The 18653-nt window shown below is 37.5% G+C and carries 11 protein-coding genes; 3 read left to right on the forward strand and 8 right to left on the reverse strand.

The features are described 5' to 3' along the window. Positions 1 to 81 precede the first annotated feature (81 nt). Positions 82 to 888: a dienelactone hydrolase family protein gene (locus EHR07_RS13225; RefSeq protein WP_135745499.1), complete on the forward strand. Its 807-nt coding sequence runs from the start codon at positions 82 to 84 to the stop codon at positions 886 to 888. Here EHR07_RS13225 and EHR07_RS13230 read toward each other — a convergent pair. From EHR07_RS13230 to EHR07_RS13255, 6 genes are all read right to left on the reverse strand, one after another. Next, on the reverse strand, positions 837 to 3947 hold the full coding sequence (locus tag EHR07_RS13230) for an efflux RND transporter permease subunit (protein WP_135745500.1): 3111 nt from the start codon (positions 3945 to 3947) through the stop codon (positions 837 to 839). The two genes, EHR07_RS13225 and EHR07_RS13230, sit on opposite strands and share 52 nt — an antisense overlap. 2 nt (positions 3948 to 3949) lie before the next feature. Beyond that, the gene (locus tag EHR07_RS13235) at positions 3950 to 5089 is read right to left on the reverse strand and encodes an efflux RND transporter periplasmic adaptor subunit (protein WP_135745501.1); all 1140 of its coding nucleotides are present in this window, start codon (positions 5087 to 5089) and stop codon (positions 3950 to 3952) included. Then, positions 5086 to 6417, reverse strand: a complete 1332-nt coding sequence (locus tag EHR07_RS13240) for a TolC family protein (protein WP_135745502.1) — start codon at positions 6415 to 6417, stop codon at positions 5086 to 5088. The genes EHR07_RS13235 and EHR07_RS13240 overlap by 4 nt, the downstream gene beginning before the upstream one ends. A gap of 42 nt (positions 6418 to 6459) precedes the next feature. Beyond that, positions 6460 to 6774, reverse strand: coding sequence for a hypothetical protein (locus EHR07_RS13245; protein WP_135745503.1), 315 nt, complete (start codon positions 6772 to 6774; stop codon positions 6460 to 6462). Positions 6775 to 6859: 85 nt separating this feature from the next. Beyond that, positions 6860 to 7948 carry a DUF1574 family protein gene (locus tag EHR07_RS13250; protein ID WP_135745504.1) on the reverse strand — a complete coding sequence of 363 codons (1089 nt, stop codon included), beginning with the start codon at positions 7946 to 7948 and terminating at the stop codon, positions 6860 to 6862. An 8-nt stretch (positions 7949 to 7956) separates the two neighbouring features. Continuing rightward, on the reverse strand, positions 7957 to 9327 hold the full coding sequence (locus tag EHR07_RS13255; RefSeq protein ID WP_135745505.1) for an MBOAT family O-acyltransferase: 1371 nt from the start codon (positions 9325 to 9327) through the stop codon (positions 7957 to 7959). A gap of 91 nt (positions 9328 to 9418) precedes the next feature. Here EHR07_RS13255 and EHR07_RS13260 point away from each other — a divergent pair, with 91 nt between their 5' ends. Together EHR07_RS13260 and EHR07_RS13265 are read left to right on the forward strand one after the other, a co-directional pair. Beyond that, a complete protein-coding gene (locus tag EHR07_RS13260; protein WP_135745506.1) occupies positions 9419 to 11383 on the forward strand; it encodes an acetoacetate--CoA ligase in 1965 nt (654 codons plus the stop codon). Continuing rightward, the gene (locus EHR07_RS13265; RefSeq protein WP_135745507.1) at positions 11380 to 12141 is read left to right on the forward strand and encodes a hypothetical protein; all 762 of its coding nucleotides are present in this window, start codon (positions 11380 to 11382) and stop codon (positions 12139 to 12141) included. The genes EHR07_RS13260 and EHR07_RS13265 overlap by 4 nt, the downstream gene beginning before the upstream one ends. Before the next feature lie 11 nt (positions 12142 to 12152). On the opposite strand, the gene EHR07_RS13270 is transcribed toward EHR07_RS13265, so the two are convergent. Together EHR07_RS13270 and EHR07_RS13275 are read right to left on the reverse strand one after the other, a co-directional pair. Continuing rightward, a complete protein-coding gene (locus tag EHR07_RS13270) occupies positions 12153 to 12575 on the reverse strand; it encodes a c-type cytochrome (protein ID WP_238776786.1) in 423 nt (140 codons plus the stop codon). Positions 12576 to 12600: 25 nt separating this feature from the next. Continuing rightward, positions 12601 to 18474, reverse strand: a complete 5874-nt coding sequence (locus EHR07_RS13275; protein WP_135745508.1) for a LamG-like jellyroll fold domain-containing protein — start codon at positions 18472 to 18474, stop codon at positions 12601 to 12603. Positions 18475 to 18653: the final 179 nt, after the last annotated feature.

The following is an 18653-nucleotide window of genomic DNA, read 5'->3' on the forward strand; positions in this document are numbered from 1 at the left end:
GGGTTTCTTTTTTTCTGGTTTTCGATTAAGATTCTAAACTATCTCCGCTTCATGATTTGATTGGAGCGGAACAGGAGAGGTATGAAACAACTCATTTCTATTTTTACACTTGTATTGGCCATTCAGTGTGCGAGCGTGCCAACAGCACAACTTCCCGTAAAAACAACTGTTACAGGAACTCCTGTGGAATACAAATTGGATGGGAAATTGTACGAAGGGTATCTCGCTACGGATACCTCAATGACTGGAAAACGTCCCGGTGTACTTGTGATTCACGAATGGTGGGGATTAAACGAATATCCAAAACAACGTGCCAGACAGTTAGCTGATTTAGGTTATGTTGCCTTTGTGATGGATGTTTATGGAAAAGGTATTATTGCCAAAGATCACGTGGAAGCAGGGAAACTTTCTGGAGCCAATGGCGATCCAAAAATCATTCTTAAAAAAATCTACAAAGCAATCGATATCCTAAAATCAAATCCCAATGTTGATGTGAGTAAAATTGGGGCAATTGGTTATTGTTTTGGTGGTGGCGGTGTCATTGAACTAGCATTAGATGGTGCTGATTTGAAGGGTGGCGTTGTTTCCTTTCATGGTTTTTTTGGTAGCAAAAATTTGGCAACCGGTGCCAAAAAAATCAAAAGTAAAGTTTTAGTACATCATGGTGCAGATGATCCTTTTGTTCCAAAATCTTCCGTGGAAACTTTTATTAAAACTGTGACAGATGCCAAAGCTCCGGTAACTTTTATTTCGCATCCAGGTGCTGTTCATGGATTCACTAGACCTGGTTCCGAAAAGCAGGGATTACCTGGTCTAGCATATAATGAGAAAGCTGATTATGCATCTTTCGATAGCATGAAGACTTTCTTTGCAGCAAACTTCAAATAAACGAGAGGAAGAACAAAAAGGGTTAGTGCACTTGCAGAGACTAACCCTCCAATCACTACGGTGGCAAGAGGTCTTTGGACTTCTGCACCTGGTGATGTGCTGATTGCCATTGGTATGAATCCAATTGAAGCAAGAAAGGCTGTTGTGAGTACAGGACGTAACCTTGAAACTGCTGCTTCTTTTACCGCTTCTTCTTTTTTCATTCCAGTTTGTTCTAAACCGCGAATAAAGCTAATCAACACAAGTCCATTGAGTACTGCAATTCCAAAGAGGGCAATAAAACCCACTCCTGCAGAAATACTAAATGGCAAACCTCTAAGATACAAAGCAAAAATTCCGCCTGTAATTGCAAATGGAACATTCAGGAAAATAATTATTGCCGCAGATACTTCGTTAAATGCAAAATAGAGAATCAAAAAAATGATAATAAGCGTAATTGGTACAACAACATAAAGTGTTTTTGTAGCAGATTCAAACTTTTCAAATTCTCCGCCAGTCGTATAATGATAACCAGCAGGAAATTTTATTTCCTTTTGTAAGACTGCTTGTACTGCATTCACGGTACTTACCATATCACTTCCCCGAATGTTAAATTGAACTAATGCATAACGGTTTTGATTTTGATGGTAAATTTGGACTGGTCCATCTTCGATGTGGATTTCAGATAGTTCATGTAATGGAGCAAATGTTTTATTCCCTACTTTCACGGGTATATTTTTGATTTGTTCTGGATTTGGACCAACATCGGTTTTCACTGCAATATCAAATCGTTTCATCCCTTCATAAACGATACCTGCTGGAACGCCTGATGAAATTGATTCGGTGACACGATTTACATCAAGGATAGATTGGTCATACCTTGCCAACTTTTCTCTGTTAGGTTTGATGCGGAGGTATTCTAACCCATACAATTGTTCAATTCGTAAATCGACAACTCCAGGAATGTGTTTGATTTTTGTGGAGATTTCTTCTGCTAAAGATTTTAATTGAATTAAATCATCTCCAAATATTTTGATTCCTACATCGGCTCGAATCCCCGCCATAATTTCATTGTTACGCATTTCAATTGGTTGCGATAAACCATAGGCAACTTGAGGTGTCACTCTTTCTATAATCTCTTGTAACTTGGATTCAATCTCTTGTTTGGTTAAATTCCATTCAGACCGAGGTTTCATATCCAAATACATATCTGTTTTTTCGACACCCATCGGTTCGATTGCCAATTCGGGAGAACCGGTTCTTGAAACCACTTCCGTGATTTCTGGAATTTCTTTAAGAATGGCTTTCTCTATTTTCATAGAAGATTGTAAAGATTCGGTTAATGTCGTTGATGGATACCGACTAATTTCGATTAGTAAATTTCCTTCATCTAGCTTAGGAAGGAATTCTCCTCCTAATCGAAAAAATAAAACAATGGAAAGAATAAGAATTCCAATTGAAGAATAGGTTACTTTTTTAGATTCTCTTAGGCAATAATCCAATTTTGGTGTATACCAGTTGTGAATTTTTTGAAAAACCTTTGTTTCTCCTTCGGCAATATGACCTCCTTTCAAAAAGTAAGATGCCAATACAGGTATTAAAGTCAAAGTCAAAAAGAATGCACCAAGGAGTGCAAAAAGTACGGAGGTTGCCATTGGAATAAACATTTTACCTTCTGTTCCACTTAAGGTAAGGATCGGGATATAAACGATTCCTATAATGATCTCTCCATAAATTGTAGCCTTCCGAACTTCAATGGTTGCGGTTAAAATGGTTTCTTTTTGTTCCTCATCGGTAAGATCTCGTTTTAATTCTTTTCGTTTTAATCCTAAACGTCTATGTGAGTTTTCGATCAAAATAACTGCGCCATCAACTATGAGTCCAAAATCTATTGCTCCCATAGACATTAAATTTGCAGGAAGGTCCCGCAAAAACATGAGTGTAATGGCAAATAACATAGCAAGAGGAATGACCGAAGCTATTACAAGTCCTGACCGGAAATCACCAATCATCAAAAATAGAATAATGATAACAAGAATGGCTCCTTCCGAAAGATTCCACACAATTGTTTTTAATGTATTTTTTACCATAATCGAACGATCATAGTATGGTTTAATTTTCATACCTGTTGGAAGGGTTTTTTCGATTTGGGTAATTTTATCTTTTACAGCAGTTGTTACTTCTAAAGAGTTTTCTCCGAGTAACATCAGTGTTACGGCGCCCACGACCTCCGATTCACCAGATGCCGTTGCAGCACCTTTTCGTAACCTAGGCCCTTCCACAATTGTAGCAATGCTACTTAAATAAATGGGAAAACCATCTCCCATTTTCCCTACTTGGATTTTTTCAAAATCAGTTGTTGTTTTTAACAATCCATCACTACCAACAATCAACTGTTCGCCGGACTTTTCGATATATCCGCTACCAGTGGAAAGATTGTTACTTTGTACTGCATTGACAATTTGATTTAGAGAAACACCAAGAGAGGCAGCTTTAAAAGGATTTACAATCACTTGGTATTGTTTGGTTTTTCCTCCGAAACTATTAACTTCTACAATTCCTGGAACTGTTTTAAGTGTTGGATTGATATACCAATTTAAATAAGTAGTGAGTTCCATTTGACTATGGAATTCGCTTTCTAAGGTAAATTGAAAAACCTCACCAAGACCTGTGGTGATGGGACCAATCACTGGTTTTCCAAAAATGGCTGGAATATTTTCGGAAGCTTCGGTTAGTTTTTCACTAACTAACTGTCTACTTTTCCATAGATCTGTACCATCTGCAAATACTGCAGTAACAAGGGAAAAACCGTAACGAGAAACCGATCGGACTTCAACTAAATTGGGAATGCCTGTTATAGCTCTTTCCACCGGTAGAGTGATGTACTGTTCAATTTCCAAAGTAGATAATGCAGGTGAGGTGGTTATGACCTGAACTTGGACATTTGTAATGTCAGGAACTGCATCTACTTTTAAATGGTTTAGTGAATAAAGTCCACCAAATACAAGTAATGTGGTAAGGATTAAAACTAGTAATCTGTTTTGTAAGGATACTTGTACAATTTTTGTTAAAAATTCCATGATTATTCTCCACCAAATGTTGATTTGAAGAGAATAGCTTTGAGTTCGAAGGCTCCTTTCGTTACAACACGATCACCTTCATTAATTCCGGAAATGATTTCTGTTTTTCCATCAGTAGTAAATCCTGTTGTAATTTCATTCCACTTAAACTCATTACTTTTAGTTTCTATAAATACAAATTTTTTATTTTGATAGGATTGGATTGCAACTTCGGCAATTTGAATTCCGTTTCTACCGTTTACACTCAATATGGCTTTTCCAAACAATCCAATCTTTGCTTTGCGGTTTTTATTTTTAAAAACAAGTCTCGCGTGTACAGTTCTTGATTCGGGATCTACTTTTTCACCTATATGTTCCAAGATTCCTTCAAATTCTGAATCGGGATAAGCATTTAAAATAATTTTACCGGGAATCCCTTCTGAGAGGTATTTCAAATCGTTTTCAAAAATTTTAGCTTGGAACCAAAGTTGAGACAACTCGGCTATCGTTGTTAGGATTTGGTTACCTAAAACTATGGACCCTGGGATTGCGTTTCTTGACAATGCAAGTCCAGATCTAGGAGAAAATACGGTGTAAACGCCAGAAGCAGAATTATCAATGGCTAGTCCGTTCGCACGTAAATTTTCTTCTGCTGATATTTTTTCAGATTCTATTACTTTAAGATTAGATTCCGCATCAATAAGCTCTTGTTTGGCGGCCAAATTCATTTTTACTAATGAATTAATCCTGTTTAAATTTTGTTCGGCTGCAGTGTATTTAGATTTAGCTACTAAATAGGCAGATCTTAGTTTTGCAAGCTCTGGGGAATCGATGGTTGCTAATTTTTGTCCTTTTTTAATGGAATCTCCTTCCACAAAGGAAACTGAGGTAATTCGACCAGAGATTCTTGCTGGTACATCAATGATCGCATCAGGAACTGCTTCTGTTTCTCCAATGAGTTCTATTTTAGTTTCGATCGGTTCGGTTTTTACTACTTCAATTTCTAAAGATAAATTTTTTCTGTTTTCATCCAAAATTTTTACAATATCTTTGGAATCTTCTGTATTTTCAGAAATGGAATTTGTAGCTCTAAACTTCCATAGGTAAATTGAAATGGAAACAAGCAGAAGTGAGGTTAGAAGTAATATAGTTTGTTTTTTCATGGTTTGACCTCTAATGAGTCGCTAGGAAGGCCGAGAACACGGACGAGTTCAATTTGCGATAATTCAAACTCAGATTTTGTGTTCAGATAATTTAGTTTTGTTTGTAAAAGAATTCTTTGATGATTGATCGCATCGATGATCTTAATTTTGCCAAATTGGATTGCGTCCTGCAGATTTTTTAAATCAGTTTCTGCTCGATCCATTTTGGTTTTTTCATAAAGTTTAATTTCTTCGGAAAGATAAATATAGTTGGTAAAAGCAAAGAGGACTTCTTGTTTAATATTTCTTGAAACAGATTCTTTAATTTCTCTGGAACTATCGACCTTTGAAGATGCAACTACAGTTTCACCTTCATAATCTCGCCAAATGGTTAAAGGTAAACTTAACATTCCACCTACCACTTTTTCATTAAATCCATCATTTTGTGCAAACGCTCCTAAGGTTACATTTGGGATTTTTTGTCGCCTAACTTCATTTTGCCGCAAAATTGACAATTCAATTTCTTTTTCTGAGAGTGAAAGTTCCGGACGCAATTGCATTGCCATTTGAATTAATTCTGATTTATCTTTTGGTAATTCTTTAGGAAATATCCAGTTGTTATTTGGCATATTTTCAAATTCAAAAGGTAAACCAAGTAATACTTCTAACTCTGACTTTGCATTTTCTGATAAACGATGCGTTTGGTTCCAAATTTTAAAGATTCTGATTTCTTCTGATTCGGAGAGCGATTCATCAATTCCAGGAGATAGTCCTTCATTAACTCTTGCTTTCGAAACTTTTTTAAGTTCTTTAACTAGATTTAAGCTATTTAGGCTATTCTCTTCTTCCAAAAGTAAATAGTGATATCGGATCATCTTTTTCAAGGCTGCAAATTCTAAAGTTCTCTTTACAGATTCTAACCGAAAAACTTGCGCTTTAAACTCTTCATCTGCGATTTGAACAGAGATCTCTCTTTTTCCATTGGTAAAAATTTCTTGGTTTACCATAACTTGGAAGTTGTTCGCCGCATTTGGTTCTGATAAAAATGTGGGTCCAGAAGACTCTCCTTTTCTTGTTGCCACATAACTGCTGAAAACTGGATTCGATGGAAAGTAGTAGGAAGCAATTTTTTTTCTACCGGAAATCTCCTTAAGTTTAATTTCTTCAACTCGGAAGTCCGGATGTTTACTTACAATGCAATGGCTAAGTTCCACTAAGGAATTATTTTTTTTACAAGTAACACCGTACGAATCATTCGAATCCGAATGAATTGGGTAAACTGTAAAGTACATGAAAACCAAACAACAAGTGATTACTTTAGGATGTTTGGGAAAAAGATTAAAGTACATAGAACCTCCAAAAAGTGTTCATGCAATGAAATTGCAAATCAACTAAGAGAGGTTTGGTTTAGGTGGTCGGAAAAAATTATTTAATGTAACTAGTTTTGGGATAAGAAGTTCAGGATGATTGATATATACTTTATGAAGTTGGATTTGAACATGAGATAAATACAAATCCCAAGAGCAGGACATAATCAAATTGCAAGGACATGAAAAACAAACATGATCCGCATGTTCACCTTCTTCTTGTAAATCATGGCCAGGATTCAATCCGAAGGCATGATCTAAAAATGCGTAAGGACATCCACTTTCTGGAGAACCGATGAGTCCGCAGTTGACTTCATTGTCAACGATGCGCTGGTACATGAAATTTGCGGAAAATAAGAAGACAAAGCTAAATAGAAAAATTTTCTTCCAGAAACTGAGTTTTTTCAGATTTAACTTCATAACCTTACTTGAAGTTTGGTATCTCCTTTGCAATTTGCAATAACTTATCAGCAATTTCTGGAACGCAAATAGGCGAAACATGGCTACTATCGACAAAAGTTTTACAATTGGTATTCCCATGGTTCAAAGATATGAGACGAATATTTTTTGAATTTGGATCCACCAAAGGTCTGCCGTATATTTCCATTAAATTTCCACCGGTGATCGATTTTCTCAGTTGGCCGTAGTAGGGGTGGACTTGCGGTTCCCAAAGTACTGTTGGAATATTATGTTCCTCGGCATGTTGGATGATTTTCTTTAAAAACCCATATTCTGTTTCGGAGAAGGTATAATTCGTGAGCAAAAGTTCACGTTGAGATTGGCTATAATCTACGATCCGATCCTTAAATTCTTGTGGAGTGAAATTATCTAACTCAATTCCAATTTTCTTTGGATCAAAAGGTCTTTTTTTATTTAAATAGGAAGCAAGTGCAATGAAGTAATTATCATCATTTGCTGTTTTACCTTTAATCCAATTGGTCACGCCTTGTGTTGGACTAAAGTGATAGTTATAAGAAAGGAAAAATAATTTTGATAATATTTCTCTTTGGTATTTAAAATTAAAAGTTGGGAAAATATCAATTAACTCATCCTCATGTAACATTAACTCTTGCCATTTGGATTTGTAAGAAAACACATTGTTTTCATTTAACATTTCTTCAGAAAATTCCAAAAACAATAAATCTGGTTTAAAACCTGACTTAGACATGGATTGGATCATTAAATAAAATAAAAAATATTCGGATGCTTTGATGGAGGACCTAGTTTCGAAATAAATCGGACCTGAATAGGTAGATTGATTTACAGGAATTTTTTCCCATTCGTGAAAAATATCAGAACGAGAAGTGCCTGTCACAACAACCACTTTGGTATTTTCAGATTGGAGTTTTTTATCTTCTTCCCATACTTTTGGTAAGCCAACCAGTACATTTTGTCCAGATTTGTATGCTCTTCTACCTGCTTCTCTTAACTCAGGTATACAAACCAGTTTATCAACCAGAAAGACAAAAAAGATGATGAAAAAAGGATATAAATAAATTCGTTTTTGGTTCATAGGTTCTCTCAGAATTGAAAATAGATAAATGTTTCCACTGGGTTCTCAATTTTGACTAATGCGAAGAAAACGAGTAAGGAAAATATTGGAACTAACCAATGAACGTATGGTTGTAGTTTTTCTTTAAAATAGTTTTTGTATTCAACAAATTGAAATAGGTAACAAGCTAAAATTAATAACCAAAAATCTGGTTTATAAATAAAGTTTTTAGCCGTGGAAGTGGATGCTGACCAAAATTTATAAATACCCTGTAAGGAATCGATACGAAAGAAAGGACTGACCAAATTAAAACCAATAAAGACATAAATGAATCCAATGATTTTTTGTTTGGTGGTCATATCTTTTCTATTCATTTTTCCGAACGTAAATCTTTCAATGGCAAGAAAGATACCGTGTAAAAATCCCCAAATAAAAAAAGTATATGTATTTCCATGCCATAATCCTGCCAAAGCCATTACTGTGACAGTATTGAACATAAAGCGCGACTCGGATACTCTATTTCCACCTAACGGAATGTATAGGTAGTCTCTAATCCAAGTGGACAAGGTAATATGCCACCTAGACCAAAATTCAGAAAAACTAACCGATAAAAATGGTGAACGAAAGTTTTCAGGAATTTCATATCCAAGTAAAAAGGCTGATCCTCTTGCAAGGTCAGTATAACCTGAAAAATCTCCATACACTTGTAAAGAGAATGCCATTGTTGAAATAAAGATACTGAGTCCATCATATCCAGCAGGATCGGCAAAAACTGGATTGATGGTCTTTGCAATTTGATCGGCAATTAAAACTTTTTTGATAATACCGGAAAGTATATGTAGAATTCCTCTATGTACGAAATCCCAATTGAGTTTTGCATGATCGATTTGTTCATAAAAATCATCATGTCGCATGATGGGACCTGCAATGAGTTGTGGGAAAAATAAAATAAAAAGTAAAAAATTGGTAAAAGGTGATTCTGTAAATTTTCCTCTCCAAGCATCAACAAGGTAAGCTATCATTTGAAACGTATAGAAGCTAATGGCCAGTGGAAGGGCAAATTGACTTAATGATTGGATAAAGGGAATCGAGATCTCTCCTTCTTTACTTAAAAATTGTAAGTAAGTTAGGATATATTTGAAAAAACAAAGGTTGAGTAAGTTAATCACTACACCTAAAACTAAAAAGATTTTCTTTTTAGTTTTTAAGATTCCTAAAACAAAAAAGTGTGTGATAAGAATGAAGAGTAAAAAGTGAGTTAAAAAAGAAAGACTCCAATATCCATAAAAAACTAAGGAAAAGAAAATCAGAATGTACTTTCTGAACTTTCCGGGTGCCATCCAATAGATAGTATAACAACCTACAAAAAATAGAAAATAATCAATGGAATTGAAGAGCATTTTCCCTAGAATTTCTGCGATATTTTTTTCTACCAGTCATTTTACACAATCATACTTGCCTCAAAAATCAAACCCAGGAAGATCAGTCTTCATGGCGACTCAAAATATACTTTGGACACCTCATTCAAAAGATACGAACCTTTCCCGTTTTTCAGGCCATCTAGAATCCAAGTTTGGAAAATCATTTTCAGATTATGTTTCTTTCCATAAGTATTCTGTGGATGAATACGAATCATTTTGGAAAGAGTGGTTAACATACTCTGAATTTAAGTTACATAAAGAACCAGAAAAAACAATAGAATTGGGTCACCATTTTTCAAAGTCGAATTGGTTTCCTGGTGCATTGTATAATTTTGCTGAGAATTTATTAGAAGTGGGGAATCCGAACGATTTGGCTTTGGTGTTTTATTCCGAGGATGGAAAAATACAAAAGTTAAACTATACAGAACTTAAAAATGAAGTTTTAAAATTACAGAAACATTTGATATCGCTTGGTGTTAAAAAAGGTGATCGAGTGGTTGGACTGGTTCCAAATGCACCAATATCCACAATTGGAATGTTGGCAACTACTTCGTTAGGTGCTATTTGGTCAAGTGCATCACCTGATTTTGGTGTTCGAGGAATTTTAGACCGATTTGAACAAATTAATCCAAAGGTTTTGATCTCTGTAGAATCTTATTTATTTAAAGGTAAAAAGATTTCGATCACTGATAAATTAGAAGAAGTTTCTCTTCAATTAAAAAATACCAACCACTCCGAGTTCAAACAAACTTTGATTTATGATTTTGTAGAACCAATAAAAGATTTTGGAAAAATACAATTACCTTATAGATACGCAGATATTACTGCTGTGAATTCTTCGGATACAATATCTTACACCTCCATATCTTTTTCCGATCCGGTTTATATTATGTTTTCCTCAGGGACAACAGGTCTACCCAAATGTATTGTGCAAGGAGGGGGAGTTTTACTCAATCATACCAAAGAACTTTCGTTACATTGTAATGTATCGAAACATGATCGATTTTTTTATTATACAACTTGCGGATGGATGATGTGGAATTGGTCCCAGTCTGTTTTGGCTTTAGGCGCAACACTTTATCAATTTGATGGAAATCCTTTCCACCCATCTTGGGAAACTCTTTGGTCTATGGCTGAGAAAGAATCGATTAAGGTGTTTGGAACCAGTGCTAAATACCTTTCTGTTTTAGAAGAAGAAAAAATATCGATCCAGTCCAAATACCATTTACTTGAATTAAAAGTCATCCTTTCGACTGGTTCACCATTACCAAACTCTGGGTTTCGTTATGTTTATGAAAATATAAAGAAAGATGTACAATTGTCTTCTATATCTGGTGGAACCGACTTAAACGGATGTTTTGCTTTAGGAAATCCCAACTTACCAGTGTTTGAAGGTCAAATTCAATGTAAAGGCCTTGGAATGGATGTGCAAGTATTTGATGACATGGGTAAGTCCGTTATGAACCAAAAAGGGGAATTAGTTTGTCCAACCCCTTTTCCTTCTATGCCTCTTTTCTTTTGGAATGATGAATCGGGTGCAAAATACAAATCCGCTTATTTTGAAACCTATGATAATATTTGGTGTCATGGAGATTTTGCCTCGATCACAGCAGAAAATGGTTTGGTGATTTATGGTAGGTCGGATGCCACTTTAAACCCAGGTGGTGTGCGGATTGGGACTGCTGATATTTACTCTGTAGTTTCTACCATTCCTGAAGTGAAGGACAGTGTGATCATTGGCCAAGAGTATAAGGACGATGTGCGTGTGGTTTTGTTTGTGGTTACGGCGCCGGGAGTCACTCTAGACGAATCTTTAATTAAAAAAATTAAAGATCGTATCAAATTGGAAACTTCTCCGAGACATGTTCCAGCTTTAATACTTTCAGTTCCAGAAATCCCTTATACTGTGAATGGGAAAAAAGTAGAAATTGCCGTCAAACAAACCGTAGCTGGGCTTGAGGTGAAAAACAAAAACGCACTTGCCAATCCAAATTCACTGGAATTCTTTAAAGACAGAAAAGAGTTACAAGTATGAATCCAAGTCTTAGGACTTTTGGGTTTATAGCGATTGTTTTGTTGATGACAACAAATCTTTTCGCAGAAACCAATCCAACTCGTTGGAGCTCCTGTTTTCAAACCAATTGTATTTCATTTGATCTTCCTTCGAAGTGGTTTCTTACTGAACGTAGATCCAATGGAATCACAACAAAGTTTGATCATTTCAAAACTTTGCCATTAAAAGAAGAATCGGGTCGAGAAATCATTCCCGCGCTTGTGATCCTTTTTAAAGAATCAGAAAATAAAATGCCACTCCATCCGATTCTCTTTCATGCTGAGTCTAGACGATTTAGTATGATTACCAATATTCGTAAAAATTTCACCTTACAGAAAATTCCTAATTCTGAAAATGTGTATAAATTTTTAGGAATGTTCGGGAGTTTTAAAGATAAAGAAGATACAGTTGTGCAACACTATATCACAGCAACCGAGGATCAATTTGGATTTACTATTTTAATCACTTGTTATGAGTCCGTTTATCCGCAAATAGAAAAAGACATTGCTCAATTTCTGGACAGTTTGTCCTGGAGTACAAGACTTATGCCTTGGAAGTGGCAACTACTTGAAGAACAAATTTCTAAAGCAAAAGAATTGGAACTTAGTGCTCTCGACCGGTTAAAAACAAAAAAATCGGAAGAAATAACAATGGCTTTGGAAGAATTGAGTGATTCCTGTGAATTGGGTTCTGCATCTGCTTGTGAGATGTTTACTTTGTTTATGAACTTAGGTAGATAACAAATACTAGGTTATTTCTGCATTTTTTGGATGTATTCAGCCACAGCCTCAATCTCTGTTTTTCGCATATGCGAATATGCTTTCATATAGGTTCCCGGAATCCCATTTTTGATGCTTTTGGCAATGGCTTCCTTAGAAGATCCATATAGATAAGTGGATTTATCTTGGAAATTAGGAATACGAGAATTCGATAACAGCTGAGTTCTCGTTCCTCGTCCATTGCCCCCCATTCCATGACAGGAAGCACATCCATTTTGGACATACATGGCTTCCGGAAAAGGAACAGAGACTGCCGGTGGTGGAGGCGGTTCTATTTTCGGAGTTTCGTTTTCAGATGAACAACTTGGTAAAAAAGAAAGAACAATTAAAAATACCAGTGGTAAACGAATCTTCATTTTATATCGATTGCAAACAGAAATTTTTTGTTTTATCATGTAGATTCATTAGAATTAAGCGCAATCAATCACAATAGGTTCCCATTCCCACCAAATCCACATTATACTTTTGTGATAAATAACAAAAGACAGTGGTCCTTTCTGCAGGTGATAAAAACTTTTTGTAATAAAGAACTTCACCGATATGGCCTGAGAAAAAACTGGAGGTAGATTCATTGGTTCCCAAATAGATGCTATCTTGTGAAAAGCTATGTGAAACATCGACTGTAATTCCACCAAGGAGTACATTGGAATTAAATAAGAAGGAAAAACCACTCACATGGTTGAAATTAGCCAGGTAAGGAATGAGAGTTCCCGAAAAAATTGGATTGGAATATCCAACATCTCCAAAACTTGGTTTTGTCATATGAAATCGATTGCTTTGGAAGTTGTAAGAAACTCCTCCAGATGCTGATTCCAGTAATGGGCCGTCGGCCGTGTTGGTTCGACTAAAGGCCACAAAAAGGCTAGATTCGTTGGACGGAATGTCTGTGGCAGGACCTCTGTAAAGATACTGCGAACTTGCGCCATTAAAAAATACAGAAGGTTTTCCATTGAGACCGACATTGTTAAATGTGGGTGCGGCTGTTCCATTAAAAAATGATGCAGCATTTCCACTTCGGTCATTCCATGTTGTAACATCTGTCCAGTTTCCTTGGTTGGACAAACTATCGGCACTTAGGTGAAGAACCAAAGTACTTAGTGGGAAAGTTGCAGACCAGGTTGCCACTTGTCTTGGATCATAGCCAGAAAGTGCTTGGATTTCATTTGTGCTTAAAGCTCGGTTATAGATTAAAACCTCATCAATAGAACCTGTGAATCCTGCAGCCAAATCTGTCCTTGTTCCAATGGTAAATGCAATGGGAAGATTATCCCAAGTATTTTTGACCTCTGATTGAAGTAAAACTCCATTGTCATATAACGTCGCATAGTTACTATTAGCTGGTCCATGAAAAACCCCACAAAGTTGGTGCCATGTGTTTTCATGATTGTAATATAGACCTTCTACATCATTTCCATATCCAGCAAATAAATATTTACTTCCTGCGGCTCCCGATCCCAAAGAAGTTAAACGATTTAAACTGGACATTCCGTAACTAACAATGGTTCCTGGATTGGTCAGTGGTGATTTGTAGTGAACACAAACGGTTCTTGGTTTATTAGCACTTGGTAATTGTGTATCAGTAGTGGACACTGATAAATAATTCGTTCCGTTAGTACTAATGGCACTTGCACCATTCCCGAAACGATCGGTAGTGAGACCAACACCCATATTGGTGACTTGGTTTCCCATTCCACTTACATCTTGGAAGCCATTACTAAAATCAAAACGAGCCACAAGACCAACGGGGATTTGCGCAGAGATGTATCGAATCTCCTTTGGATCGAGTGCTTTGGAATAAATTCGGACGTCTGCTATTTTACCGGCAAAATAAGAATTATCAGAAACCATTTTTCCAACATAGATTCCACTGCCTGGTGTGGTTGTGACAGAACTTCCTATGGTCAATGGACCAGCAATGACCGATCCATTGTGATAAACGATTCCGACGGAACCATCAAAGGTTCCGCAAATATGAGACCACTGGTTTAAAGGGACTGAATATAGGGAAGATACTTCCCCCGCTCCCAAACCGCCAAATCGAATGACGTTAGAGCCACCCGCATTTTTAAATAAGGAAAGAATAAATTCCGTACTTGCTCCGGCTGCTCCGTAAGAAAAAATAGGGGAGTTCTCATTTGTATTGATTGGATATCGTTCTGGATGAACCCAAGCGCAAACGCTTCGAGGTTGTTTTCCCATAGGCAAACCAGTTTCTGGTCCATTCGCAAAACCGAAGTTACCTGATACGAATCGGATACTTGAGTTTGCACTTTTGTCTCTACCTGGAGCAAAACTAGTCATACCTCCATACTGCGTTAAGGTAATGCCTAGCGGACCTCTTGGGTCTAAATTCCCATTCATCTCATATTGCATTAGGAGTTGGATCGGACGTGAGGCATAAGAATTTCCCACAAGACTTGCATCGGCACTGTGAGCAAGGTCATTGATTTCTGCTTCATTTAAGATTCTTGAATAAAAACGAAAATCAGCAATCCTACCAGGAAAATAATTGGCTGAAGCGGCCACTCCAATGGATAAATCGCCTGTAGGTGAGTTAGTCGCCAAAGGTTTTTGAAATACGAGGTTACCGTTCATATAGATACGATAAACATTATTGTCATCGATTGTCATCGCGACATGAGTCCATTTGTCTGGAATGATATTGATATGGACGGGATCGGGGAGATACCCTCCTCTTAGGATTCCTAGTTGGCTTTCTGATGAAATAAAGAGTCCATACCCATCCGAACCTGGTAATCCATTATAGGCTATGACTTTGGCAAGACTTGGATTGGTTCCATCCCAGAGAATCCAAGCTGACATTGTGATTTTGTTTGGGGCTGCAGATGGAGATGGGGCAGTGGCTGCATTGCCCGTAGAAAGTGCGGCAGAACCATTTGTCTCTCCATATCGACCCAATCCAAATCCTGGACTTCCTACGGCAGTTAAGGTTTGGTTATTTAGTAAATTAGATGACGAACCATTTAACGGAAAGTATGTGGTAAGCCCAGAGGAGTTAATGGTCCTTAGTGCATGAGCGGTTCCCACAACGAGAATGTTACCAATATTGGCTATGTACATTGGAGCATTTAGAGAAGCATTGACTCCTTCTCCATTTGTGAGGCCAGTGCCGCCAGAGCCTGCGATTGTGATGACTTCACCAGTCTCTATATGAACACGTCTTATGCGATGGTTGCCATAATCTGCTACATATAAAAATGTTCCATCATGGGTAATTCCATGGGGCATATTAAAACTGGCATTTGTCCCCACTCCATCAACAAAACCTACTGTTGAACTTCCGGCAAAGACTGTGGTGACCCCTGTTACTTTATGTGTTTTGGTGATATTATGAGTACCAATGTTCACTGCGTAAATGTAATCGCCTACAACAGTGAGACCTTCAGGTTGGTTTAAATCACCACCGATGCTAAGTGTGGAAACTTCCCTAGTTCTCAGTTTAATGACTCGAATGGCAGAATTTCCCCTTTCTGTAATATATAATTTCTCATCATCGAACACAATTCCCGCAGGATTTCCAAATCTTGCAAGTAGAGGATCTGTCGAATCCACATTTCCATTCGATGGAGTCACAGTTGAGTTGTCTCCTGCGAAAGTTTCCGTATAACCTGTGCTAATGAGTGTTCTTTTGATTCTATTTCCGTCTATTTCGGCGACATAGAGATAGGTTCCGTCTGTAGTGATTCCTCTTGGACCATTGAGTGCGCTGACAGAACCAGACCCGGCAGTATTTCCAATAGTACCATCTCCGACAAGTGTACTGACGGCACTGGTCGTTGGATTAAAAATTCGAATTTTATGATTTCCATAATCAGCAATGTAACCTTTCGTTCCATCAAAGGTGACACCACGAATGTTTGAGAAGGATGCAGAAGTTCCAATGGCATCTGCCGAACCAGCACCTGCTTGCCCAGCGGCAGTGCCCACTAAACCACGATAATAATGGATCTGTAATGGAGCCGGTTTTTTAGCTGTAATCGTATTTGCATATCTATACCCAGCGACACAGTTGACCGCAACATTCGTAATGTTAGTTCCGAGTACGGTTCCTGAATAATTGGATTGGATGGCACAAACATATCCTTGAGGCTCTGCAGTGATAGAAATATCATAATTTGTACCACTGGCAATAGGTGTGGAAAAGGAAATGGGAGTGGTTGTGGCCCCACCCGGAACATTGATGGAATCAATTCCATTGGTAACGGTGAGTCCAGCTGGCAGTGCCACTGTGCTTGTGATATTTCCACTCATGGAATAGTTGTTAACCGAACAGCTAATGTCTATATTGGTGATTGCTGTTGTGGAAACAGTTCCATTTCCGCCTGTGACACTACAAGTTTGCCAAGGATTTTGAGGACCAGAAAGGACTGTCACTGCATAGTTCGTGCCAGTGGGTAGGGCAGTGTTGAAGGTAAAAGTCCCATTTCCGGCAATGATTAAATCATCGGAAGCATTGTTTTGTAAAACAAAAGTATTCAGACCAAAAGGTATAGTTAATAAATTAATCGTTCCACCAACCGTATACACATTTGGTTGGTAATTTAAACTTAAAATGTCGCTTCCTATATAGTTTTCCTTGCACATTCTGACTTTGACATTTTGAGAAGAACCAGGGGTTGGAAATACATAATTACCAGCTGTCCCCGATGAACAAGTGCTTGCTGTAGCCCCACAAACAGGATCCGCAGGAGTTCCGGCAGCGCTATCTTTACAAACCCATGTGGAACCTGTAGTAGTTGTAGAAAAACTAACCGAATCCCCTGAATTCATTTGTGAACCTGTCGCCAAACTTGGAGTTGGTGTTGCTACCTTCAAGGTGTATGTTGAAGTTTGAACAGTAGACTCAGTCCATCCTACTTTACAATGGATGGCCTTAATGACCGCTTGGTTGGTATCGGCGATGGTGGCAGTGTTTGTTGTTATGGTTCCAGTGGCACAAGTGGGATCGACTTGTCCTCCATTGCCTAACGTATAACGGTATTCTGATCCAGGAATCAGAGTGGAAAGTGTGACCGTTCCATCATCATTAAATACAGTCCCAGTGACGGGAGAAAAACTAGGTGTTGGTAAACTACAATTTACAATCGCAGAACCTTGGTCTGATGTTGTGCCTGTGTGAGTGGCTCCTGCTGTCATCGTACATATTTGATTAGGCGCTGAACTTGAAACGACAATCTGATAGTCCGAACCTCCAGGTATGGTTGAAGGGAACGAAAAATTGGTGGTTCCTGCATTAACAACGGTTTGTTGTGTTACAAATGGTGTTCCACCAGTATTGATCAAATCCAATGTGACGGAACCACTGATGATACTCGTTGTCGTTCCCCCAGGACTGGAAACGGTTCCACTGATGAGAAATGCATTACTACAATTTACTGGGATGGTATAATTACTATTGGCTACTGTAATCGTTCCTGAACTTAAAGTACATACCCCGGTTGTAATGATTCCCCCTGGATTGTCAACGGAAATGGAAAATGTTCCTCCGCTTAAATAAGTGCCAGGAAAAGGGAAGGTACCATCACCAGTTACGTTAATCGTATTCGAACTATCTAACGTAAGTTTCAGTTCGTTTCCGGCACCTAGTGTTCCAAGGATACCTGTCACTTGCGCATTCACAACAAAGGAATTGGTGATACAATTAATCGTTGCTGGTAAATTGGATGCAGCCATCGTTCCCGATGTAACGCCGGGAGAAGTAATCGAACAAGTTTGACTTGGACTTGTAGGTTGGTTTATGATATTGAAATTATAAGTTTCACCAGATGGAATGGGTGGTAACGAAAAATTGGTAGAGTTGACATTGATCACATCTGTGCCAGAGCCAGTCACATTTTGAATTTGTAATCCATTGCCTAATAGACCCGTGACTGTTCCTTGAATGAGATAAAGTGCATCCCCACAAACAATTTGAATGCCTTCAATATTTCCATTCTGAACGATTCCTGATCCGGAAGAAACTATACATTTTTGGGTAGGAGAAGATGGGGAAGTTTTAACAGTTACGTTGTAAGGGGAACCAGAAGGAATTTTTTTTGAAAATGTATATGTTTGGTTGGCGGTGACATTGACAATATCTCCATTATTTTCGATTTGAAGTCCTGATCCCAAAAGACCAGAAACACGAAAAGAGACAGTGTAAGAAAGATTGTTTGCTTGTAAAAAACGAATGGTAGAAAGGGTTTCTAAAAATGATCTGCTGATTTTTGGAAATTGACAACCAAACAGCGGCAATAGGATCAAATAGAGAATGGTTTTTTGTATATGTCTCATAAAATAAAGATGATCAGGATAAGAATTTCCGAATATTCTTACCTCTTTTCATTTTCGAAAAGTAAAAATCAACAATCCATAAAGTCCAGATAATTTCTTTCTTTATGTTTCTATTACGAGATTAAATTTTCTCAAACTAGTACATACCGAGATCCCTAGAAAGTACTATTGAGAAGGAG

Origin of the sequence: Leptospira bandrabouensis, assembly GCF_004770905.1 — a bacterium.
GTDB classification, from domain to species: domain Bacteria; phylum Spirochaetota; class Leptospiria; order Leptospirales; family Leptospiraceae; genus Leptospira_A; species Leptospira_A bandrabouensis.